The organism is Arthrobacter pascens, assembly GCF_017052465.1.
Lineage (GTDB): Bacteria > Actinomycetota > Actinomycetes > Actinomycetales > Micrococcaceae > Arthrobacter > Arthrobacter pascens.
Window position 1 is genome coordinate 26,750 of record NZ_JAFHKT010000139.1, and the last position, 21,392, is coordinate 48,141.

The following is a 21,392-nucleotide window of genomic DNA, read 5'->3' on the forward strand; positions in this document are numbered from 1 at the left end:
GCTCCAGAGCGGAGCAGCTCGGGTTGTATGAGTTCTTGTTACTTGAATCTGATGTCAGACATCTGACGGGAGAACATGTGAAAGATCTTAGGAGGGTGACGCGCATTACGTCAAGGCAGCCGGAGCCAGATTAGGATTTTGCGCCGTGGACGTAGCGTTCGTAGTCCTCGAACGTTTGGTCCATGTGTTCGTCCATGGTCCGGCGCGCGAGCTCGGCGTCACCGGTGAGGATGCTGTCCAACACGCGCTGGTGGAAGGCGATGGCGTGGCGCTGGATCTCCTTGACGGCGGACGTTTCGCGGCGCGCGCGGTAGAGCGACTGGCCCAATTGGGCGAGCAGGGCGCGCACGAACGGGTTGCCCGAAGCCTTCAGCACGACGTCGTGGAAGGCGATGTCGGCGGCCACGAACCCGTCCAGGTCTCCCGATTCATGGAACCGCTTCATGTCGGCGATCGCGTGACGCATCTCCTCGGCGTGTTCCGGCGTGTGGCGCCTGGCGGCGAGGGCGGCAGCGCCTGTTTCCACCATGCGGCGCACCTCGATCAGGCCGATCGACACTTGGTCCGCCGCATTGCCGTATGAGGCGGCCTTGATGATCGCATCCAGCCCCGTCCAGTTTTCCGCGGGATTAACGAACGTTCCGCGGCCCGCCTTGACGTACAGGATGTTCTGCGCCCGCAGCGCCTTCAGCGCCTCCCGCACGGTCAGGCGGCTGACGTCGTAGGCCTTGGCGATGTCGGCTTCCGGGGGCAGGGCCTCATGGGGTTTGAGCCTGCCGTCAAGGATGTCGTCCAGCAGGCCGTCGACGAGACCGTCAACCAATGTCCTGCGCGCCATGGGAACGACCTGCTTTCAACTTTCATACTGCCCTCGATGCGCCTAACACTACAGAAACGGGGGCGCACCGCGGTAAACCTGCAGCCGTGAGACAGCCGCCCGGCCGGTCAAAGTGGTGCAGAATTTGAGCATGCAGAATTCAACTCCTGCCTCCCGCCCGCGCATCGGCATTCCTGTCCGGCTCAGCAGTTCAGCCGATCCCGATCCCCGCGTGGCCAAAGCCAACGGCCTTTTCGAGGACATCGTGGACCTGGTGCGCGACGGCGGCGGCGAACCGGTGCTGCTGACCCCCGAGCTCGTCGAGGACGGCCTGTTCGCCGGCGACCGGCGGGCCGGCGCGCCCGGCGCGATTGACGGCGTCGTGCTTCCCGGCGGCGGCGACCTCGACCCGAGGCTCTACGGCGAGGAGCCGGGCGATACCCTCTACGACGTCAACCCGGAGCAGGACCGCCTGGACATTGCGGTGGCGCGCGGGACGATCGACGCCGGACTCCCCCTGCTGGGAATCTGCCGCGGCCACCAGCTGCTCAACGTCGTTTACGGCGGAACGCTGACCCAGGACATGGCGCAGGGAACCGTGGCCCACCGCAACAAACCCTCTGGCGGCGGCCGGTGGGCCTGGCACGAGGTGGCCATCACGCCGGGCTCCAGGGTGGCGCGGCTGTACGGTGCCGCCGCGGACCCGGCGCCCGGTTCCTCGGATGCTGTCGGGGTGAAGATCGCATCCGGCCACCACCAGGCCGTGGCGCAGGTGGCGCCCGGCCTCGTGGTGACCGCCGTGGCAGACGACGGCACCGTCGAGGCGCTGGAAGACCCCAAGCGGTGGGTGGTCTCGGTCCAGTGGCACCCCGAGGTCCTCGAGTTGTCGGAGGCCCAGCGGCAGGCACCTTTCCGCGCATTCGTGGAGGCGTGCCGCGGCTGACGCCAGTAACTACTGTTGCTAGATGTTGACGGCGGCCGCCACACGCACCGCCAGCCCGGTCTCGAGCGACTCCTGGGCGGCGTCGGCCACGCGGGAGGCCGCTACGGCGTCTTCGGGCGTGCAGGGGTTGTCCCGCTGCCCAAGCACAAGCTCCACGAAGGCGGCCATCTCGGACCGGTAGGCCTGGTCGAAACGCTCCGCGAATGTCCTGTGGGAGGCGCCCGACGGAAACCCGACGCCGGGTTCCGCCGAGGCCAGCGCGGCCTTCTCGTCCAGGCCCACCATGAGGGAGCCGGCCGAGCCCTGGATTTCCAGCCGGACGTCGTGCCCGGCCCCGTTGTAGCGCGAGGCGCCCACGGAACCCAGCGTGCCGTCGTCGAACGTTACAACCGCGAGCGCAGTGTCCACATCCCCCACTCCGCCGATGGCGGGGTCGCCCTTGTTGGAGCCCTTGGCGTAGACCTCCACGATTTCACGGCCGGTGAGCCAGCGCAGGATGTCAAAGTCATGCACCGAGCAGTCGCGGAACAACCCTCCGGACGTCGCCAGGAACTCAACCGGCGGCGGCACCATGTCGCAGGTGACGGCCCTTAGCGAGTGGATCCAGCCGAGCTCACCGCCCTCATAGGCCCGCTTTGCCTCGAGGTACCCGGCGTCGAACCTCCGTTGGTGGCCGATCTGGACCGTTCCCTTGTTGGCCCGGATATAGTCCAGGACCGGAAGGGATTCAGCCACATTCAGGGCCACCGGCTTCTCGCAGAACACCGGAATGCCCGCATCCACCCCCGCCCTGATCAGTTCCGGGTGGGTGCCGGTTCCCGTGGCGACGACCAGGCCGTCGATAGCCGAGCCCAGCAGCGCCTCAACGGAGGGCAGGAACTCGGCGCCCAGACCTGCGGCGACGGCACGCGCGTGCTCGGCGGCAACGTCGGTGAGCCTGAGCCGGACGTTGATCCCCTGCAGGTGGAGAACGCCGTTCAGAGCAGCGATGTTGTTCGCATGCATCACGCCGATGCGGCCGACGCCAACAAGTCCGAGCGTTATGTCCTTCATACGGTTCCTTTGTAGTGAGGTGGGTTCCGGGCTCAGGTGCGCAGCTGGGCTGGCGCTCCGGCACTTGCCGTCCCGGCAACTTCGGCCTGGACTTCCTTGACGATGTCGCCGTGGCCGCCGAGTTGTTCGAGTTCGTGGGCGAGTTCGGCGAGTTCGGCGCCGCCGGCCATCTGGGCGGTCAGCTCGTCGAGGGTGATGTCCTTCTTGTCGTAGTAGCCGATCGACTTGCCGCGCTTGAGCAGCAGGAACCGGTCGCCGACGGGGAAGGCGTGGTGCGGGTTGTGGGTGATGAAGATGACGCCCAGTCCGCGGTCGCGGGCCTGCAGGATGTAGCGCAACACGACGCCGGACTGCTTGACGCCGAGGGCTGCGGTGGGTTCGTCCAGGATCAGGACCTTCGCGCCGAAGTAGACGGCGCGGGCGATCGCCACACACTGGCGTTCACCGCCGGAGAGCTGGCCGATGGGCTGCTCGACGTCGCGCAGGTCGATGCCCATGTCGGCAAGTTCCTTCTTGGTGATGTCCTTCATCTTCTGGACGTCCATGCTCTTGAACGGGCCAAAGCCAGAGGTCAGTTCCGAGCCGAGGAAGAAGTTGCGCCAGATGGGCATCAGCGGGACGACGGCGAGGTCCTGGTACACCGTGGCGATGCCGGCGTCGAGAGCGTCGCGGGGTGAACCGAATTTCCGTTCCTCGCCCATGATGTGCAGGACGCCTTCGTCGTGCTGGTGCAGCCCGGCGATGATCTTGATCAGGGTGGATTTTCCGGCGCCGTTGTCGCCCAGGACGCAGGTGACGCGGCCGTTGTCCACGGCCATGGTGACGTCGGTGAGGGCGACGATGTTGCCATAGTGCTTGCCGACGTTCTCCAGCGAGAGGAGGTGCACAGGGGTGTGGGTCAGCGGGTCCTTCTCGTCCTTGAGGAGCTGCTGCTGGTCGATCTGTTTGGCGTTCATGGTTTTCAGCCCTTACTTGCTTGCGTCTGCGCGGCGCTTGACGATCAGGTTCACGATGGTGGCCAGGAGGAGCATCAGGCCCAGGAAGAACTTGAACCAGTCCGGGTTCCACTGGGCGTAGACGATGCCCTTGTTGGCCATGCCGAAGATGAACGCGCCGATCGCGCCGCCCACGGCGGAGCCGTAGCCGCCGGTGAGGAGGCAGCCGCCGATGACCGCGGCAATGATGTAGAGGAATTCGTTGCCTACGCCCTCGCCGGACTGCACGGCGTCGAACGCGAACAGGTTGTGCATGCCCAGGATCCAGCCGCAGAAACCGACCGCCATGAACAGTCCGATCTTGGTCGCCTTGACCGGGACACCCACGGCGCGGGCGGCGTTGGCGTCGCCGCCGACGGCAAAGATCCAGTTGCCCACCTTGGTGCGCAGCAGCACCCAGGACGCCACCGCAACCAGCACGATCCAGATGAAGACGGTGTTCTTCACATCCACGCCGCCGATGTTCACCGAGGAGGAGAAGACGGCCTGCGCGGACGCGTAGCCATCCATGGTGGAGATGGACGGGGAGGACACACCGCCGCCGATCATGCGCGTCAGGCCCAGGTTAAGGCCGGTCAGCATCAGGAACGTCGCGAGCGTGACGATGAAGCTGGGCAGCTTGGTCTTCATCAGGATCCACCCGTTGATGTAGCCGATGCCCACCGACACCACCAGGGCGAGTGCGACGCCGACCCAGACGTTCATGCTGAAGTACCAGCTGAACATCGATGCCGTGAGGGCGGAGCTGATCACGGCCACGCCGGTGGACAGGTCGAACTCACCGCCGATCATCAGCAGCGATACCCCTACCGCCATGATCCCGATGGTGGAGCTGCCGTACAGGACGGTGGCGAGGGCGTTTGGCTGGATGAAGGTCTGGGACACGGAGGCGAAGAAGACGAAGAGGACGATCGCGCCGACGAGGGCGCCCACTTCCGGGCGGCCGAGCAGTTTCTGCAGGGGGTTGCGCTTGACGACGCGCTCATCGGGCGCTGCCGGTTTTTTTAGGGTCTGGGTCATAGTCATGATGATTCTCCTTGCTGCCGGGCCCGGTGGTGGCCGGGCCCGGCTGGCGGGCTGTTTAGCGAATTCCCTGATCGGCGAACTTCACGACGTCCGCCGCGTTGGACTCATCGACGATGGTGGGACCCGTGAGGACCGGCTGGCCGCCGCCGATCTTGAAACCGCCCCGCTTGACCTGCCACAGCGCGTCAATGGAGCCGTAGCCCTGCAGCCATGGCTGCTGGTCGACGGTGAACATCACGCCGCCGTCGACGATCTTCTGCGCGAGTTCACGGTTCAGGTCAAAGCTGGCAACCTTGGCCGAACTTCCGGCGGTGGACACGGACTTCAGGAGCGTCAGCGTGATGGGCGCGCCGAGGCCGATGATGACATCGGCATCCTTGGATGCCTGGAGCTTCGCGGTCGCTGTGGACTCGACGGAGGTCATGTCAGCGCCGTTGACGTACAGGATTTCGGTGCCGGGCACCTTTGCCTTCACGCCGGCACACCGGGCTTCGAGACCCACGTGGCCCTGGGCCTGGATCACGCAGATGGGGTGTTTGGCGCCCTGCGACGCCAGCTTTTCTCCGACAGCCTGGCCCGCGAGCTGCTCGTTGGAACCGAAGTGGGTGAAGGCACCGAGCTGCTTGGACACGGACTCGCCGGCGTTGAGGCTGACAATGGGAATCCCTGCAGCGGTGGCCTTCTTCAGAGACTCCTTCAGCGCATCCGGCGTGGCCAGCGTGACCGCGATTCCGTCCACCTTCTGGTCAATGGCCTGCTGGATGAGCTGCGACTGCCGGCCGGCTTCCGGGTCGCCGGTGTACAGCAGTTCAACATTGTCTTTCGCCGCCGCCTCCTCGGCACCCTTGCGGACGGTGTCCCAGAAGGTATCGCCGGCAGGGGCATGCGTGATCAAGGCGATCTTCATCCGGGGGGTCGAAGCAACCTGGCCCGCGCCGCCGGCGTTGCCTGCCTCGGCGGGCCGGCCGCCCTGGCTGGAGCACGCGGTCATCGCCAGCATCGGGATTGCAACTGCTGCGACCGCCGCACGGCGCCAAAAGAACTTTGTCACAATAAATCTCCTTTGATTTGGGCCCGGATCTCCGCCACGGTGCAGGATCAGCGGGCCTGTTACACCGATCATGGTGACTTACGCCACAGATGTCAATAGTTTGTCCTGACATTAGGATGTTTTAACGAAATTGCTCCGTATCGCCTTGAGCCAGCGGCCCCACCTCCCTCCGAAGGGCACAAAATGGGCCGGGCCTTGACGCCGGCGCGCCCGCTGCTAGTATCAAAAAGGCAGTATGTCCTATCAAGCGAACATGCAGCGGACATACGGGCACCTGGACGCAGGACCGCCCGCAGTACAAAAGGGAGCACTCAATGGCGAACCAACTTCACCTCAGCATCGACAGGTCCTCGCCGGTGCCGCTCTACCACCAGGTGGTACAGGGCATCGAGGCCGCGATTCATACGGGGCTGCTGGAGCCGGGCAGCCGGCTGGAGAACGAAATCGACCTCGCCGCCCAACTGAACCTTTCCCGGCCCACCATGCGCAAGGCCATGGACGAGCTGGTCCGCTCAGGACTGCTGGTCCGCAAGCGCGGCGTGGGCACTCAGGTAGTCTCAAGCCAGGTACGCCGCCCCCTGGAGCTCTCCAGCCTGTATGACGACCTCGCCAACAACGGCAGCAAGCCCACCACTGACGTCCTGACGTTCGCGCACGTCGAAGCCGACGACGCCACGCGAAAGGCGTTGCACCTCCCTGCCGGCGCGAAGGTCTACCACTTCACCAGGCTCCGCAAGGTCGGCGGGAAGCCGCTGGCCCTGATGGAAAACTGGGTCCGCGATGACATCACGCACATCGACGAGGAGCTGCTGGCTTCGCAGGGGCTCTACGGCATCCTTCGCGGCGGCGGGGTCAACTTCCGCCTGGCCACACAGCGTATTGGCGCTATGGTGGCTAACGAATACCAGGCCCCGCTCCTGGAAACGGAGCCCGGCTCCGCGCTGGTGACCATGGAGCGCACCGCCGTTGACGACACCGGCCGGAACGTCGAGACGGGACACCATGTGTACCGCGGCGATTCCTACAGCTTTGAAATGACCCTCGTACAAAGGTAGCCGTCTCCGGTGCCACTGGCTCCGCCACGGAGCGGCTTCAGCACTGGACCCTGACCAAATCCGATCCGAAAGAGAACACTTTATGGCCGACTGGGTATATCCGCTGGGCAGCGCAGCCGAAGGCTGCTGGGATGTTTCGCTGGGAACAGCGGACTCCGCCGTCACCGTCGAGGGGTGGGCACACACGGGACTGAAGGTGGCCACGCTGGCCCCGGGCGCCGTCGTCGGACTCCCCGCCGCGGGCGAGGAACGCATCGTGATTCCGCTAAGCGGGGCCTTCACGGCGACCGTGGACGGTGAGAAGTATCAGCTGGCCGGCCGCGCAAGCGTCTTCCATGGCCCCACTGATGTGCTGTACTCCGGGACGGAGAAGGCAGTCACGGTCAGTTCGTCCGACGGCGGCCGGGTTGCGGTGGCCACGGCGCCCGCCAATGTCCAGTACCCCACACGCCTGATCACGGCGGCGGAAACCCCGGTGGAGCTGCGCGGCGCCGGGAACTGCTCGCGCCAGGTCCACAACTTCGGCACCCCAGCGGCGCTGGAGGCAGACCGTTTCATCGTGTGCGAAGTCATCACGCCCGCAGGCAACTGGTCCTCCTATCCTCCCCACAAGCACGATGAGGAGAAGGAGGGCGAGACGCGACTTGAGGAGATCTACTACTTCGAAACCCGGGTGGCGGATATTCCCGGCACCGCGGGCCCGGGCGCTGATGTAGACGCGATCGGCTATCAGCGGGTCTATGCCTCCGACGAGCGGCCCATCGACGTCGCGGCGGAGGTCCGCACCGGCGACGTGGTCCTGGTCCCCTATGGCTGGCACGGTCCCGCCATGGCCGCACCCGGCTACGACATGTACTACCTCAATGTCATGGCCGGGCCCGGACGCGTCCGCGACTGGCTCATCAGCGACGACCCCCACCACGGCTGGGTCCGCCAGAGCTGGGAAGGCCAGGACGTGGACCCGCGACTGCCGTTCGGCGCCTAGCTGCCGTTGAATTTGGCGGGATGGGGCCCCGTGCGCCCGTCCCGCTCCAGGGCATCGATGGCCGCAAGTTCGGCGTCTGCCAGGTCAAAGCGGAGGACGTCCAGGTTCTCCCGGATCCGCGACGGCGTAACCGACTTGGGGATGATGATGCGGCCCTGCTGCAGGTGCCAGCGCAGGATCACCTGGGCGGGGGAAACCCCGTGGTCCGCGGCAATCCGCGCGACTGCGGGGTCCTGCAGCACGGAACCCTGCGCCAGCGGACTCCAGGCCTCCGTGGCAATACCGTGGGCCGCGTTGGCCCGGGCGACGTCGCGCTGCTGCAGCGCCGGATGCAGCTCCACCTGGTTGACAGCCGGCACGGTTCCACCCAGTCCGACAATTCTCGCCAGGTGCTCCGGAAGGAAGTTGGAGACGCCGATGGACCGTACGCGCCCCTCCGCCAGCAGCTGCTCCAGGGCGCGCCAGGATTCGAGGTAGCCGTCGGTGGCAGGCGCCGGCCAATGGATGAGGTAGAGGTCCAGGTAGTCGAGGCCCAGCTTTTCCAGGCTCGACTCGTAGGCGGCAAGCGTGGCGTCGAAACCGAGGTCGGCCACCCACACCTTGGACGTGACGAACAGTTCCTCGCGGGCTAGGCCCGAGGCCGCCAGCGCCCGGCCGGTGCCGGCCTCGTTTCCGTAGATGGCCGCGGTATCGATGCTCCGGTAACCGGCCGCAAGAGCCGAGCTGACCGCGGCGGCGGTCTCGTCGTCGGGCACCTGGAAGACGCCGAAGCCGATTTGCGGCATCTGGACGCCGTTGTTGAGCGTGACATTGGGAATCAGGGCAGTGGTGGTGTTCATGGAAGCTCTCTCTGTTGTGGTCTTCAGCAGGTTCAGCGGATGACGGAAGCTGCGGGAGCGTTGGGGGCAGACCCGACGGAATCTGCAGGAGCGTTGGTCGCAGACCCGACGGAAGCTGCGGGAGCGTTGGTGGGGGTTGGAGCGTTAGTGGGGGCGTGCGCCTTGGCTGCGGCGAAGGCCATCACGCCGAGGCCCAGCAGGGCGATGCCGGCCCCAGCCCAAATGGGCGAGGTGTAGCCGAGGCCCGCGGTGATGGTGACGCCACCCAGCCAGGCACCCACGGCGTTGCCCACGTTGAACGCGCCGATGTTTGCACCGGACGCGAGGGTGGGGGCGCCGTCGGCGTATTTCATGACCCGCATCTGCAGGCCTGGGACCGTGGCGAAGCCGAAGCCGCCCATGAGCACCATAGAGGCAATGGTCAGGAGCTGGTTGCCCGCCGTCAGGGCGAACGCCACGAGCACCGCCACAAGGACCGAGAGGACCACCAGCAGCGTGCGGTCGACGTTGCGGTCGGCAGCCCTGCCACCCAGCGCGTTGCCAATGAAGAGGCCCACCCCGAACACGATCAGGAGCCACGGGACGGTGGAGGCGGCGAACCCGGAGACCTCGGTGAGGGTGAAGGCGATGTACGTGAAGGCTCCGAACATGCCGCCGTAGCCCAGGATGGTCACCAGGATGGAGAGCCAGACCTGGCTTGAGCGGAAGGCGCGCAATTCGCTGCGAAGGCCGCCAGCGGAAGTGCCGCCATGTCCCGTCTTCGGCACGAGGGCAAGAATGCCTGCGAGGGCGAGCACGCCGATTCCGGTGATGGCCCAGAAGGTGGAGCGCCAGCCCGCCGCTTGGCCCAGCATCGTGCCGAAGGGAACGCCCAGCACGTTGGCGGCCGTGAGTCCGGTGAACATGATGGCGATGGCGCCGGCTTTCTTGGTGGGTGCCACCATGTCGGCCGCCACCACGGCGCCGATGCCGAAGAAGGCGCCGTGCGCGAGAGCGGCCACGACCCGGCCGGCCATCATGATCCAGTAGTCGGGGGCCGCGGCGGAGATGAGGTTGCCGGCGATGAACAGGACGAGCAGGACGGCGAGTACGGGCTTGCGCTCGAACCGGGTTACAGCGGCGGTCAGGCCCAGCGCGCCGAGTACGACGGCGAGCGCGTAGCCGGAGATGAGCCAGCCCGCCGAGGCCTCGCTGACGCGGAAGTCTGCAGCCACTTCGGGCAGCAGGCCCATGATGACGAACTCGGTGAGTCCGATGCCGAACCCGCCGAGGGCGAGGGCAATCAGGCCAATAGGCATGGAGGTGCTCCTTGGGAACTGTACGCAATGGGGTGGGACGCGTAGGCTAATAGTTGCAGACGCGGTATTTATTGTTGCACAAGCAAATATCCCGCGCAAGCAACTATTTATTTGCGGTGCCCCTTTCCCACCCAGGGCACCTGAACAAGGAGGAACGATGGGCATCAAGGATGACGCCGTGGAAGTGCGCGCGCAGGGCTGGAGGACCCTCGCCGCGCTGCACGGCCTGATCGAAGCGGAGCTTGAACGCTCACTGCAGTCCCACGCGCAGCTCTCCGTCGTCGAATACACGGTGCTGGACGCCCTCAGCCGGCAGGACGGCTGGCACATGCGCATGCAGCAGCTGGCACGCGCCACCGCCCTCAGCGCCAGCGCCACCACGCGGCTGGTGAACAGGCTCGAGGACCGCGCGCTGCTAACGCGCATCCTGTGCGCCGATGACCGCCGCGGCATCTACACGGAGCTGACAGCCAACGGAGTCAAGCTCTTGGAGGACGCCAGGCCGGTCCATGACGCGGCGTTGGAACGCACCCTGGCCGAAGCCCAGGAGATCCCGGAACTGGCACCGCTCGTGGACGCCCTCCCCCGGCTGCACGCACACGCCTAAACCACGGGGCCCACACCGCAATGGAATCCCTGGAGGGTGGCGCAAAAAACCCCCTTTGACCGGTCAAAGGGGCTTTTCTGCACAGATGGTGCGGGGCAACGGGTGGTTAGACGGCGCGGCTCTCTACCGGTTCGGCTTTCGCGCCGGCCACATTCTTGAAGTAGTGCTCCACGTCCTCCAGAGTCTTGTCCTTCGTTTCCGGGACGTACCTGGCGGCAAAAGCGATCGCGCCCACGCCCAGTACGGCAAACACGAAGAAGGTGTTGGAGAGGCCCATCGCGGCCAGCAGCAGCGGGAAGCCAAAACCCACGAGGAAGTTCACCATCCACAGGATGAAGGCCGATGCCCCCATTCCGAGGCCACGGATCTTCAACGGGAAGATTTCGGACAGCATAAGCCAGGTGACGGGTGAGATGGCGCCCTGCTGGAACGCCAGGAAGGTGACGGTCAGGGCCAGGATCACGAAGCCGCGGCCTGTTCCTTCAGGCAGGATCAGCGAGAAGAAGCCGATCAGCAGCAGGGCAGTCGTAGTGCCGACCTGTCCGGTGATGAGCATCTTGCGGCGGCCCACCTTGCCCAGCAGCCAGATTCCTGCGAAGGTTGCCAGCACCGAAATGATGCCGTTGGCGATGTTGGCCGTCAACGCAGCCTCCCGGCCAAAGCCGGACTGGGCCAGGATCTGGGTGCCGTAGTACATGATCGAGTTCACGCCGGTGATCTGCTGGATGACCGCAAGGCCGATCCCCACCATGAAGATCCGCCGGAGCCAGGGAACGCCAAGGTCCTTCCACGAGCCCATTTTGGACTTGTAGTCCTCCACGGCCATGGCTTTGACCTCTTCGAATTCTTCCCGGGCTTCGGCCTGGGACCGGATCCGCTGCAGAACGCTGAGCGATTCGCCGAAGCTGCCCATGGAGGCCAGCCAGCGCGGGCTCTCGGGCATGAAGTTCATCCCGATCCACAGGGCGATTGCGGGGAGGGTGGCGATCACGAGCATCCACCGCCAGATTCCTCCGGCTTCGCCGAACGTGTTTCCGAGGTATGCATTGAAAATGAACGCCAGCAGCTGCCCGGTCACGATCATGAGCTCGTTCTGGGTGACGATCCTGCCGCGGCGTGCGCTGGGTGAAACCTCGGCGAGGTACACGGGAACGGTCACGGATGCCCCGCCCACGGCCAGGCCCAGCAGGAAGCGTGCCGCGATCATCACTTCAGTACTCGGCGCAAGAGTGCAGGCGAGCGTGCCGGCAAGGAAGATGACGGCCAGGACCATGATCATCTTGCGGCGGCCGTTGCGGTCGGCGAGGCGTCCGCCGAACAGGGCACCGAACGCGGCGCCGAAGAGGAGCGAGGACGTTACCAGGCCCTCGGTTAAGGGGGTGAGGCCGAGGTCATCCTGCATATAGGGCAGGGCACCGTTGATGACGCCGGTGTCGTAGCCAAAGAGCAGGCCGCCGAACGTGGAGATGATGGTGACGGTCCGCAGCGCCCGTTTATGGTTGACCGGTTTCTGTGTTGCCTTCTCCGTGTGGAGGGACGACGTCATGCGTTGACCTTCTGGACATACTGCTTCATGGTGTCCAGCTGGTACCGCGACACATCCTCCGCGTTGTCGTCTTCGGCGAAGACGCTGGAGACCATCACGGTATCGTCGCGGTCCAGGAAGCCGATTTCCTTCAGGCCGCCGAAGAATTCGTCCCAGTTGACGTCGCCGTCGCCGATTTTCAGGTGCTGGTGAACACGGACCGGGTTTCCGGGCGGGTTGGTGATGTAGCGCAGGCCGTGCGAGGCGTGGTGGTCCATGGTGTCGGCGACGTGGACCAGGCGCAGCTTGTCGCCCGCCGCGCGCATGATGTCCAGCGGCGCGTCCTTCATGTGGAAGCTGTGCGAGGCCACGTAGACCAGGCCCACGTTCTTGGAGTTGAGGCCGCGGATGACCCGGATGGCGGCCAGGCCTTCCTCCACGAAGTCGTCGGGGTGCGGATCGATCAGCAGGTCGATGCCCTCGCGTTCGATGATGGGCAGCAGCTCTTCCATGGAGCGGTAGAAGGCACGCTCGGATTCTTCGGCTTTCTCAGGCCGGCCGCTGAATTCGGTGTTCATGGTGCCGACGCCCAGGTCCACGGTGATCTGGATGGCGCGCTTCCAGTAGCGGACGGCGGCTTCGCGGGCGTCTTCGTCCGGCCCGGACCAGCGGAGCACGGGGAGGACCGAGGCGATTTCGATGCCGGCGTCCTTGCTGGCCTTCTTCAGCTGGCCCACGAGCTCGTCGTCGGCCTTGGGGTGGTTGTAGAAGGGGATGAAGTCGGCGTGCGGGGTCATCTGCATGTACTTGTAGCCAAGGTCCGCCACCACCCGAGGGAATTCGAGCAGGCTGTGCGAGTGGTGGAACGGCGTGGGGTCAAGTGCGATTTTCACGTGGAACACTCCATTGTGGATGAGTCAGGTTGTGCGTCGGACCGGGAACGAACGGAAGGGGCCGGCCGGGCCGGCCCCTTCCGTTTTCCTAGTTGTAGAGGGCAGGCTTGGCGTTCAGCTTCACGGCGACCTTTTCGCCGTTCTTCTGTGCTTCGACGCCGGCTTCGCAGCATGCTGCGGTGGCGTAGCCGTCCCATGCCGTGGGGCCGCCGATTTCACCGCGGAGGGCGGCGTCCACCCAGGACTGGATTTCGACGTCGTACGCGGCGCCGAAGCGCTCTTCGAAGCCGGGGGTGACCTGGCCGCCCCAGCGTCCGGCGCTGCGGGTGTAGGGACCCCTGTCTCCGCCGATGCTGACGATGCCGTCTTCGAAGGAGGCCTGCGTGGCCACCTCGTAGCCGAACTTGGCGTTGACATAGATTTCGACGTCGGCGAGAACGCCGGATTCGGTCTCGATCAGGACGTGCTGGGGATCGTGCTGGCCGGCAGGGGCGTTCTTGGTGGCCTTGCCCAGGCGGACCTGGACGCTGGTGATTTCCTCGCCGGTGAAGAAGCGGATGGCATCAAACTCGTGCACTACCGAATCGTTGATCAGCATCTCGTTGGTAAAGCCCGCCGGGGTGCTGGGGTTGCGGTGCTGGTGGTGCAGCATCAGCAGTTCGCCAAGCTCGCCGTCGCGGATCACGGAGCCCAGGGCGGCGTATTCGGCGTCGAAGCGGCGCATGAAGCCCACCTGAATGCGCTTGCGGCCCAGCTTTTCCTCGGCCTGGACGACCTTCCAGGAGGATTCGGCGTCCGGGGTCAGCGGCTTCTCGCAGAGGATGGGGATGTCCTTGGCGATGGCCTTGAGCAGGATGTCCTCGTGCAGGAAGCCGGGCGTGGCGATCAGGACGGCGTTGACGTCTCCGTTGTTGAGTGCCTCCTCGGCATCGGCCAGGGCGACGGCGCCGGGGATGCCTTCGATGGCGGCCTGCGCACGGGAGAGGTCGACGTCGACGACGGCGGCGACTTCCGCGCCGTGGATGCGCTTGTTGAGTCGCTGGATATGGTCCGCGCCCATGCGGCCGGCGCCGATGACAGCGACGCGAAGGGTTTCAGTCATTGTGGTTTCCTTAAGTTTCGGGTGCCTGGGCGCCGTCAGTTGACGGCCGTGCGGGAGCCGCAGGACAGCAGGTAGTTGCGGGTGCGCTTGGCGATCGGCATGGGAACGTCGAACGCCACCGGATACATGTCCTGTTCCACGATGCCAAAGATCGGCCGGTTCAGGGCCTCCACGGCTTCGATGACGGCGCGCAGGTCCGGCAGCCCGTTCGGCGGCTCGGTCATGACGCCGGCCAGGTTGGCCGCGGCCCAGGTCATGTTCTCCTCGTTGACCTTCTTGAGGATGTCCGGGTTGATCTGCTTCAGGTGGAGGTAGCCGATGCGGTCCGGGTAGTTCTTGATCAGCTCGAGGCTGGAGGCTCCGCAGTATTCGGCGTGGCCCGTGTCCAGGCACAGGTTCAGGTACTTCGGATCCGTGGCGCCCAGGAGGGTCTCGATGTCCTCCTGCGCCCCGACGTGGGAATCGGCATGCGAGTGGAACTGCTGCTTCAGCCCGAAGTCTTCGAGCAGCGTCTTGCCCAGGCGGTTGTGCCCGGCGAAGAGGTCGCTCCAGGCCTTCTCGGTGAGTTGGCCGCTCTCCACGGCCTCGCCGGTGACGTCGTCGCGCCACATCGCCGGGATGACGACGATGTGCTCGCCGCCCATGGCGGCCGTGAGCTCGGCCACCTTGCGTGCCGGTTCCCAGGCCGCCTCCCACTGGTCCAGACCGCGGTGGAAGGCGGTGAACACCGTTCCAGCGGTGACCTTCAGGTCGCGCTGCTTGAGCTCCTCCGCCAGCCGCGTGGGGTCGTTCGGCAGGTAGCCGTACGGGCCTAGCTCGATCCACTTGTAGCCGGACTCGGCCACTTCGTCGAGGAACCGCTCCCACGGGGTCTGCTTGGGGTCATCCGGGAACCAGACTCCCCAGGAATCCGGTGCCGTGCCGATGATCAGCTTGTTCTCAGTCATATCGATTCCTTCTCATCGATTGCTCCGCAAAAGCCCTTTTGGACGGTCAAAACGGCACTTACGGAGCAATCGATCGTGGTTTGTCGGGGCCTCAGTTGGACGGGAAGTTGTAGGAGGCGCCGGAGGCGTGGGTGGGTTCGGGCCAGCGGGAGGTGATGACCTTGCCGCGGGTGTAGAAGGAGACGCCTTCGGGGCCGTAGATGTGCTTGTCGCCGAAGAGGGAGGCCTTCCAGCCGCCGAAGGAGTGGTAGGCCACCGGGACGGGCAGGGGCACGTTGATGCCGACCATGCCGACCGTCACGGAGCGCTGGAACTTGCGGGCGTGGGCGCCGGAGGAGGTGAAGATGGCGGTGCCGTTGCCGTAGGGGTTGGAGTTGATCAGCTTGATGCCGGCCTCCAGGTCATCGACGCGGACCACCACGAGGACCGGTCCGAAGATTTCCTCGGTGTAGGCGGTCATTTCGGTCTGGACGTGGTCCAGGACGGTGGGGCCCACCCAGAAGCCTTCTTCGTGGCCGGGGACCACGAGGTCGCGGCCGTCCACCACCATCGCGGCGCCGGCGGCTTCGGCTTCGGTGACGATCCGGACGATGCGTTCCTTGGAGGCCGGGGTGATGACCGGGCCCATTTCGGCCCCGGCTGAGGTGCCGTTGTCGACCTTGACGGCCAGGGCGCGCTCTTCGACCTTCTTCACCAGCAGTTCTGCGGCGTCGCCGACGGCGACGGCCACGGAGATGGCCATGCAGCGTTCGCCGGCGGAGCCGAACGCGGCGGCGGCGAGGTGGTCCGCGGCGTTGTCGAGGTCGGCATCGGGCATCACGATGGCGTGGTTCTTCGCCCCGCCCAGGGCCTGGACGCGCTTGCCGTGCTTGGTGGCGGTCTCGTGGACGTACTGGGCGATCGGGGTGGAGCCGACGAAGGAGATGCCGTCCACGTCCGGGTGGGTCAGCAGCCCGTCCACGGTCTCCTTGTCCCCGTGCAGCACCTGGAACACGCCGTCGGGCAGGCCGGCCTGCTTCCACAGCCTCGCCAGCAGCATCGAGGCGGAGGGGTCACGCTCGGAGGGCTTGAGGATGAAGGCGTTGCCGGTCGCAATCGCCATCGGCGCCATCCACAGCGGCACCATGACCGGGAAGTTGAACGGCGTGATGCCCGCGACGACGCCGAGCGGCTCGCGGAAGGAGAAGACGTCGATGCCCGTCGAGACCTGGTCCGAGTAATCGCCCTTGAGCAGCTGCGGGATGCCGCAAGCGAACTCGATGACCTCCAGGCCGCGGCCGATCTCACCCTTCGCGTCCGAGAGCACCTTGCCGTGCTCGGCCGTGATCAGCGCGGCCAGTTCGTCAATGTGGGAGGCGACAAGCTCGCGGAACTTGAACAGCACCGCGGTGCGCTTGGCCAGGGAGATGTCCCCCCAGCTGTCCGCCGCGGCACGGGCCGCGGCGACCGTGGCGTCCAGGTCGGCACGGTTTGCCAGCCGCAGCTCGCCGCTCACGGCGCCGGTGGCCGGGTTGTAGACCGGCTGGGTCCGGTCGCCTTCACCGGCGGTCTCAGCGCCGTTGATGAAGTGGTTGATGGTGGTGGTGACGGTCGTCGTTGACATAGAGATGACTTCCTTGTCTGGGGCTTGAGGGAGAGGCCTGGGGCTAGCCGAGCAGCTTGCGCTGGCGGCTCTTGTGGTCGGTGTAGGTCTGGTAGGCCTGCTGGGTGGAGTCGAGGTCCGAGACCTGCGAGACGGGGACGTCCCACCAGGATTCGGAGCTGGGGGCGTCCAGCAGCGGGTCGGACTCGACGTGGATCAGGATGGGTCCGCTGCGTTCGGGGGCGGCTTTGGCGTCGCGGATGGCCTGCTCGAGTTCGGCGATGACCTTCTCCCCCGGTTCGATCCGGATGACCTTCACGCCGAGGCTTTCGGCGTTCAGGGCCAGGTCCACCGGGAGGGTGTCGCCTTCGTCGAAGCTGTGCTGCTCCTCGTTCAGCGCCCGGTACTGGGTGCCGAAACGCTGCGAACCCAGCATCTCGGAGAGCGAGCCGATGGAGGCGTAGCCGTGGTTCTGGATCAGGACCACGATCAGTTTGATCCGTTCGGCGACGGCGGTGACCAGCTCGGTGTGCATCATCAGGTAGGAGCCGTCCCCCACCATCACGACGACGTCGCGCTGCGCCCCGCCCACGGCGGCTTCCGCCAGCGCTGCGCGCTTGACGCCCAGGCCGCCGGGGATTTCGTAGCCCATGCAGGAGTAGGCATATTCCACGTGGTAGCCGAACGGGTCGCGCACCCGCCACATCTTGTGCAGGTCACCGGGCAGCGAGCCTGCGGCGCAGATCACGACGTCCTGGGCATCCATGGCACGGCTCGTGGCACCGATGATCTCGTTCTGCGCCGGCAGCGGCGTGTGCCGGGTGTCGAAGGCCTCATCAACTGTGGTGTCCCAGCGCTGCTTCTCGGCCGCGACCTGCTGTTCCAGGTCCCCGCCCACGCGGTAGCCGCCGAGGGCCTGGTTCAGCTTGACCAGCGCCTTCCGGGCGTCCGCCACGATCGGCAGCGTGGTGCCGTGCTTGTACGCGTCGATGGCTGCGACGTTGATGTTGATGAACTTCACGTCCGGGTTCTGGAACGCGGTCCGCGACGCGGTGGTGAAGTCCTCGTAGCGGGTGCCGATGCCGATGATCAGGTCCGCCTCGGCCGCGATGGCGTTGGCCGCCGTCGTGCCGGTGGAGCCGATCGCGCCCAGGGAGAATCTGGAGTCCCACGGCAGCACGCCGACGCCGGCCTGGGTGTTGCCCACCGGGATGCCGGTCAACTCGACGAACTTGGCGAGTTCATCGTTGGCGTAGGCGTAGAGGACGCCGCCGCCGGCGATGATGAGCGGGCGCTTGGCGGCACGGATCGCCTCGGCGGCGCGGCGGATGTCCTCGTCGTCCGCGTCGGGGCGGCGGATGCGCCACTCGCGTTCGGCGAGGAACTCCTCGGGCACGTCGAAAGCCTCGGCCTGGACGTCCTGCGGCAGCGAAATGGTTACGGCGCCGGTTTCGGCCGGGTCCGTCAGGACACGCAGCCCGTGGTGGAACGCGGAGAACAGCTGCTCGGGCCGGGTGACGCGGTCGAAAAACTTCGACAGCGGCCGAAAGGCGTCGTTGACGGTGATGTCGTAGGCGTAAGGCTGCTCGAGCTGCTGCAGGACCGGGTCCGCGGCGCGGGTGGCGAACGTGTCGCTGGGGAGCAGCAGCACCGGAAGGCGGTTGGTGGTGGCCAGCGCGGCGCCCGTAAGCAGGTTGGACGAACCGGGACCGATCGAGGTGCTGATCGCGAAGGTCTGGCGGCGCCGGGTGTGGCGTGCGTAGCCCACGGCCTGGTGCGCCTGTGCCTGTTCGTTGCGGCCCTGGTAGTACGGCATGATCGTCGGGTCGGCGGCCTGGTACTGCTTGAGGGCCTGCCCGACGCCGGCAACGTTGCCGTGCCCGAAGATGCCGAACGTGCCCGGAATCAACCGTTCCCGGTAGTCCTCGGTGCCGATCCGGTCAACCGTGTACTGCTTGGAAAGATATTCGACGACGGCCTGGGCCACGGTCATTCGCCGTGTTCCGGTTCCCGTTCCAGTTCTGATCCCCATGGGAAATTACTCCGATGCTTCTGTGGTGTGGTTGAGGAGGGAGGCAGCCGCGGCGACAGCGCCGGCGACATCGCCGTCCTGCGGGTAGAGCAGGGTCCGTCCGACAGTGAGTCCCTGCACGCCGGGGAGCGAGAGGGCGGCTTCCCAGGTGGCGAAGACTTCGTCCTGCGTCCCCTCGGGGTCCCCGCCCAGCAGAACCGTGGGCATGGTGGTCGCGGCCATGACGCGCTCCATCTCGGCCACCACCGGCAGCTTCATCCAGGTGTAGGCGCTCGTGGAGCCCAGTCCTTCGGCGATGGCGATCGACTTGATCACGGCATCCGTGGAGAGGTCGTTGCGGACCCTGCCGTTTTCGCGGACCGACAAGAAAGGCTCCACCATGGCGATCAGCTTTCGCTCGGCGAGGGAATCGATGGCCTTGGCCGTCGCCTCGAGCATCGAGACGGTGTCCGGGTCACCAAGGCAGATCCGGGTGAGCATCTTGCCGCCGTCAGCGCCGAGGGCTTCCAGGGCGGCAGCGGTGTGGCCGGTGAAGCGGTCATCGAATTCATTGACCAGGCCGGTGAGGCCGCCGCGGTTCATCGACCCGAAGAGCAGCTTGCCCTCCAGCGCACCGAGCAGCAGCAGGTCATCCATGATGTCCGGGGAGGCGAGCACGCCGTCCACGGCCGGGTTGGCCAGCGCGATCCGCAGCCGGTCCAGCAGCTGCCGGCGGTCCGCCATGGCCACCGGATCGCTGCCCACCGCGAGGGCCCCGCGGGCCGGGTGGTCGGCAGCGACGATGAAGTTCTGCCTGCCTGACTTGGGGCCGGGATGGCGGCGGCGTGCCTTGGCGGCGCGGGCAACGGCCTCCGGGTCCTCAAGGCGGATGGTGCTCAGATGCGCGTAGCGGCGGGGATCGTCATCCACCGCGAGGGTGGCGGTACCAGGGGTGAGGCTCACAGGGCCGCTCCTTCGGGGGTGAGTTGGCTGGCATCCCGGCCGGGAACAGCAGCACCGGGAACAGCATCCGGGGCAAGTCGTCCGCGCTCGGCCAGCAGCGAGATGACCTCGTCCGGCGTCGGCATGGCATCGGCACAGGACAGGCGGGAGGCGACGATCGCGCCGGCGGCGTTGGCATAGTCAAGGACCTGCGCCAGCGGCCAGCCCGAGAGCAGCCCGTGGCAGAAGGCCCCACCGAAGGAGTCGCCGGCGCCGAGGCCGTTGACTGTCTCCACGGGAACGGGGGCGGAGACCACGCGTTCGGTGCGGGTCTTCGCCATCACACCTTCGGGGCCAAGCTTGACGACGGCGATCTCGACGCCGGCCGCCAGGAGGCGGTCCGCCTGCTCGTCCGGGGTGCCCTCGCCGACGGCAACGGCGCACTCCTTGTCGTTGCCTATCGCCACGGTGACATGGGGCAGGATCCGGGCTACCTGGGCACAGGCCTCTTCTTCCGAGTCCCAGAACATGGGGCGGTAGTCCAGGTCCAGGATGGTGTACTGGCCGTCCTTCAGCTCGGCACGGGGCCTGGCCTCATGGGCCTTGATGTGGGCTTCTCGGCTGGGTTCCTGGCACAGGCCCGTCACGGTGGACCAGAAGATTCGCGCGTTTTTGATGGCGTCCAGGTCCAGTTCGCTGGCCTTGATCTGCAGGTCCGGTGCCGTGGGAACGCGCCCGTAGAAGTAGAGCGGAAAGTCCTCCGGCGGCTTGATCGCGCAGAAGGTCACCGCCGTGGGCCATTCCTTCACGGGGCTGACAAAGGAGTCGTCCACGTTGAACTTCCGCAGTTCACGGTGCAGGTAGTTTCCGAAGGCGTCGTCGCCGGTCCGGGTGATCACTGCGGTGCGGCGGCCGTGGCGGGCCGCGGCAACAGCCACATTGGACGGGGAGCCACCGAGGTACTTGCCGAAGGACGTCACGTCCTCCAGGTCCACCCCAATGTCGTTCGGGTAGATATCAACGCTGATGCGCCCGATCGTGAGCAGTTCGTGGGTCACGGTAATCGCGGACCTTTCTGTTTGAACTCTGTACCTAAGCAGCTGGACAGCCTGGGCTCCGGTGTTTGCCGACCCCCGTGAGCGGGGCCACACCCCTACTTTGCCCTAGAATGAATGTCCTGTCAAAGGTTTGTACTGACATATTTACAACTTGCATTTACCGGCTGGCCCTACTAGCGGAAGCGCTCCAAAACACCCTGCCGCCATCGCCGGGACCAGGCTTCCTGCAGCTACTTCTTGGGGACGGCCAGCTCCCCGGTGACGTACTGGGCGCGGCCGAATCCGAAGGACCAGTCCCCCGCGGTGTTTTCCACGTATCCGATGAACACATTCTCGCCAGCGACCCCCAGCTCCCCCAGCTTGTCGGCAACGGCAGCGAAGAGGGACTGCTTGGCCTCCTGGCTGCGTCCGCCCTGGGTGAAGATCTGGATCATCACCACCTCCGGGGTGCGCTCAAAGCCAAGCCCGGCGTCCTGCGCGAAGATCTGTCCCCCCGGGTGCTCGGTGACGATGTGGAAGTAGTCACGTTCCGGTATGCCATATTCAGCCAGGATGGCGTCGTGGATGCCCCTGCTCAGCTGCTGCAGCTCCCGGGGGCTCCGGCCTTCATTGACGTCGATGCGCACGAGTGGCACTGGTGCTCCTTTGTTAGTTTGTCCTGAC

Annotated in this window: 20 protein-coding genes; 4 read left to right on the plus strand and 16 right to left on the minus strand. The window is 66.0% G+C overall.

Annotated elements, in window-relative coordinates:
* Window positions 1-130 precede the first annotated feature (130 nt).
* Window positions 131-838, minus strand: a complete 708-nt coding sequence (locus JYA52_RS11835) for a FadR/GntR family transcriptional regulator (protein ID WP_205653378.1) — start codon at window positions 836-838, stop codon at window positions 131-133.
* 130 nt (window positions 839-968) lie between these two features.
* Between JYA52_RS11835 and JYA52_RS11840 the strand changes: the two genes are divergently transcribed.
* Window positions 969-1,760 (plus strand): gamma-glutamyl-gamma-aminobutyrate hydrolase family protein, encoded by a 792-nt coding sequence (locus JYA52_RS11840; protein ID WP_205653379.1) that lies wholly within the window; start codon window positions 969-971, stop codon window positions 1,758-1,760.
* 18 nt (window positions 1,761-1,778) lie between these two features.
* On the opposite strand, the gene JYA52_RS11845 is transcribed toward JYA52_RS11840, so the two are convergent.
* Genes JYA52_RS11845 through JYA52_RS11860 form a run of 4 tightly spaced genes read right to left on the minus strand, consistent with a single transcriptional unit; the run spans window position 1,779 to window position 5,885 of the window.
* The gene (locus tag JYA52_RS11845) at window positions 1,779-2,813 is read right to left on the minus strand and encodes a Gfo/Idh/MocA family protein (protein WP_205653380.1); all 1,035 of its coding nucleotides are present in this window, start codon (window positions 2,811-2,813) and stop codon (window positions 1,779-1,781) included.
* 32 nt (window positions 2,814-2,845) lie between these two features.
* Window positions 2,846-3,769 carry an ATP-binding cassette domain-containing protein gene (locus tag JYA52_RS11850; RefSeq protein WP_205653381.1) on the minus strand — a complete coding sequence of 308 codons (924 nt, stop codon included), beginning with the start codon at window positions 3,767-3,769 and terminating at the stop codon, window positions 2,846-2,848.
* Window positions 3,770-3,781: 12 nt separating this feature from the next.
* The gene (locus JYA52_RS11855; RefSeq protein WP_205653382.1) at window positions 3,782-4,834 is read right to left on the minus strand and encodes an ABC transporter permease; all 1,053 of its coding nucleotides are present in this window, start codon (window positions 4,832-4,834) and stop codon (window positions 3,782-3,784) included.
* Window positions 4,835-4,889: 55 nt separating this feature from the next.
* Entirely contained in the window at window positions 4,890-5,885 is a 996-nt protein-coding gene (locus tag JYA52_RS11860) for a substrate-binding domain-containing protein (protein ID WP_205653383.1), read from the minus strand.
* A gap of 314 nt (window positions 5,886-6,199) precedes the next feature.
* On the opposite strand from JYA52_RS11860, the gene JYA52_RS11865 reads away from it, so the two are divergent.
* Both JYA52_RS11865 and iolB read left to right on the plus strand, forming a co-directional pair.
* Entirely contained in the window at window positions 6,200-6,940 is a 741-nt protein-coding gene (locus JYA52_RS11865) for a GntR family transcriptional regulator (RefSeq protein WP_205653384.1), read from the plus strand.
* A gap of 82 nt (window positions 6,941-7,022) precedes the next feature.
* Complete coding sequence (gene iolB / locus JYA52_RS11870) at window positions 7,023-7,925, plus strand: 5-deoxy-glucuronate isomerase (RefSeq protein WP_205653385.1); 903 nt, start codon at window positions 7,023-7,025, stop codon at window positions 7,923-7,925.
* Here the strand turns inward: iolB and JYA52_RS11875 are convergent.
* Window positions 7,922-8,764, minus strand: coding sequence for an aldo/keto reductase (locus JYA52_RS11875; protein ID WP_205653386.1), 843 nt, complete (start codon window positions 8,762-8,764; stop codon window positions 7,922-7,924). The two genes, iolB and JYA52_RS11875, sit on opposite strands and share 4 nt — an antisense overlap.
* 32 nt (window positions 8,765-8,796) lie before the next feature.
* Window positions 8,797-10,062, minus strand: coding sequence for an MFS transporter (locus tag JYA52_RS11880; protein ID WP_240460248.1), 1,266 nt, complete (start codon window positions 10,060-10,062; stop codon window positions 8,797-8,799).
* 157 nt (window positions 10,063-10,219) lie between these two features.
* On the opposite strand from JYA52_RS11880, the gene JYA52_RS11885 reads away from it, so the two are divergent.
* Window positions 10,220-10,669, plus strand: coding sequence for a MarR family winged helix-turn-helix transcriptional regulator (locus JYA52_RS11885; protein WP_205653387.1), 450 nt, complete (start codon window positions 10,220-10,222; stop codon window positions 10,667-10,669).
* Between the two features lie 106 nt (window positions 10,670-10,775).
* Here JYA52_RS11885 and JYA52_RS11890 read toward each other — a convergent pair whose 3' ends face one another.
* The 9 genes from JYA52_RS11890 to JYA52_RS11930 all read right to left on the minus strand — a co-directional run bounded on the left by JYA52_RS11890 (window position 10,776) and on the right by JYA52_RS11930 (window position 21,364).
* Window positions 10,776-12,215, minus strand: coding sequence for a sugar porter family MFS transporter (locus tag JYA52_RS11890; RefSeq protein ID WP_205653388.1), 1,440 nt, complete (start codon window positions 12,213-12,215; stop codon window positions 10,776-10,778).
* On the minus strand, window positions 12,212-13,087 hold the full coding sequence (locus JYA52_RS11895; RefSeq protein WP_205653389.1) for a sugar phosphate isomerase/epimerase family protein: 876 nt from the start codon (window positions 13,085-13,087) through the stop codon (window positions 12,212-12,214). Before JYA52_RS11895 ends, JYA52_RS11890 begins: the two co-directional genes overlap by 4 nt.
* Before the next feature lie 88 nt (window positions 13,088-13,175).
* Complete coding sequence (locus tag JYA52_RS11900) at window positions 13,176-14,189, minus strand: Gfo/Idh/MocA family protein (RefSeq protein ID WP_205653390.1); 1,014 nt, start codon at window positions 14,187-14,189, stop codon at window positions 13,176-13,178.
* A 35-nt stretch (window positions 14,190-14,224) separates the two neighbouring features.
* Window positions 14,225-15,136, minus strand: coding sequence for a sugar phosphate isomerase/epimerase family protein (locus JYA52_RS11905; RefSeq protein WP_205653391.1), 912 nt, complete (start codon window positions 15,134-15,136; stop codon window positions 14,225-14,227).
* A 91-nt stretch (window positions 15,137-15,227) separates the two neighbouring features.
* Entirely contained in the window at window positions 15,228-16,739 is a 1,512-nt protein-coding gene (locus tag JYA52_RS11910; RefSeq protein WP_205653392.1) for a CoA-acylating methylmalonate-semialdehyde dehydrogenase, read from the minus strand.
* Between the two features lie 43 nt (window positions 16,740-16,782).
* Window positions 16,783-18,711 carry a 3D-(3,5/4)-trihydroxycyclohexane-1,2-dione acylhydrolase (decyclizing) gene (gene iolD, locus JYA52_RS11915; protein WP_205653393.1) on the minus strand — a complete coding sequence of 643 codons (1,929 nt, stop codon included), beginning with the start codon at window positions 18,709-18,711 and terminating at the stop codon, window positions 16,783-16,785.
* Window positions 18,712-18,756: 45 nt separating this feature from the next.
* Window positions 18,757-19,692, minus strand: coding sequence for a Cgl0159 family (beta/alpha)8-fold protein (locus JYA52_RS11920; protein WP_205653394.1), 936 nt, complete (start codon window positions 19,690-19,692; stop codon window positions 18,757-18,759).
* Window positions 19,689-20,729, minus strand: a complete 1,041-nt coding sequence (gene iolC, locus JYA52_RS11925; RefSeq protein WP_205653395.1) for a 5-dehydro-2-deoxygluconokinase — start codon at window positions 20,727-20,729, stop codon at window positions 19,689-19,691. The genes JYA52_RS11920 and iolC overlap by 4 nt, the downstream gene beginning before the upstream one ends.
* 230 nt (window positions 20,730-20,959) lie before the next feature.
* On the minus strand, window positions 20,960-21,364 hold the full coding sequence (locus JYA52_RS11930) for a tautomerase family protein (RefSeq protein WP_205653396.1): 405 nt from the start codon (window positions 21,362-21,364) through the stop codon (window positions 20,960-20,962).
* Window positions 21,365-21,392: the final 28 nt, after the last annotated feature.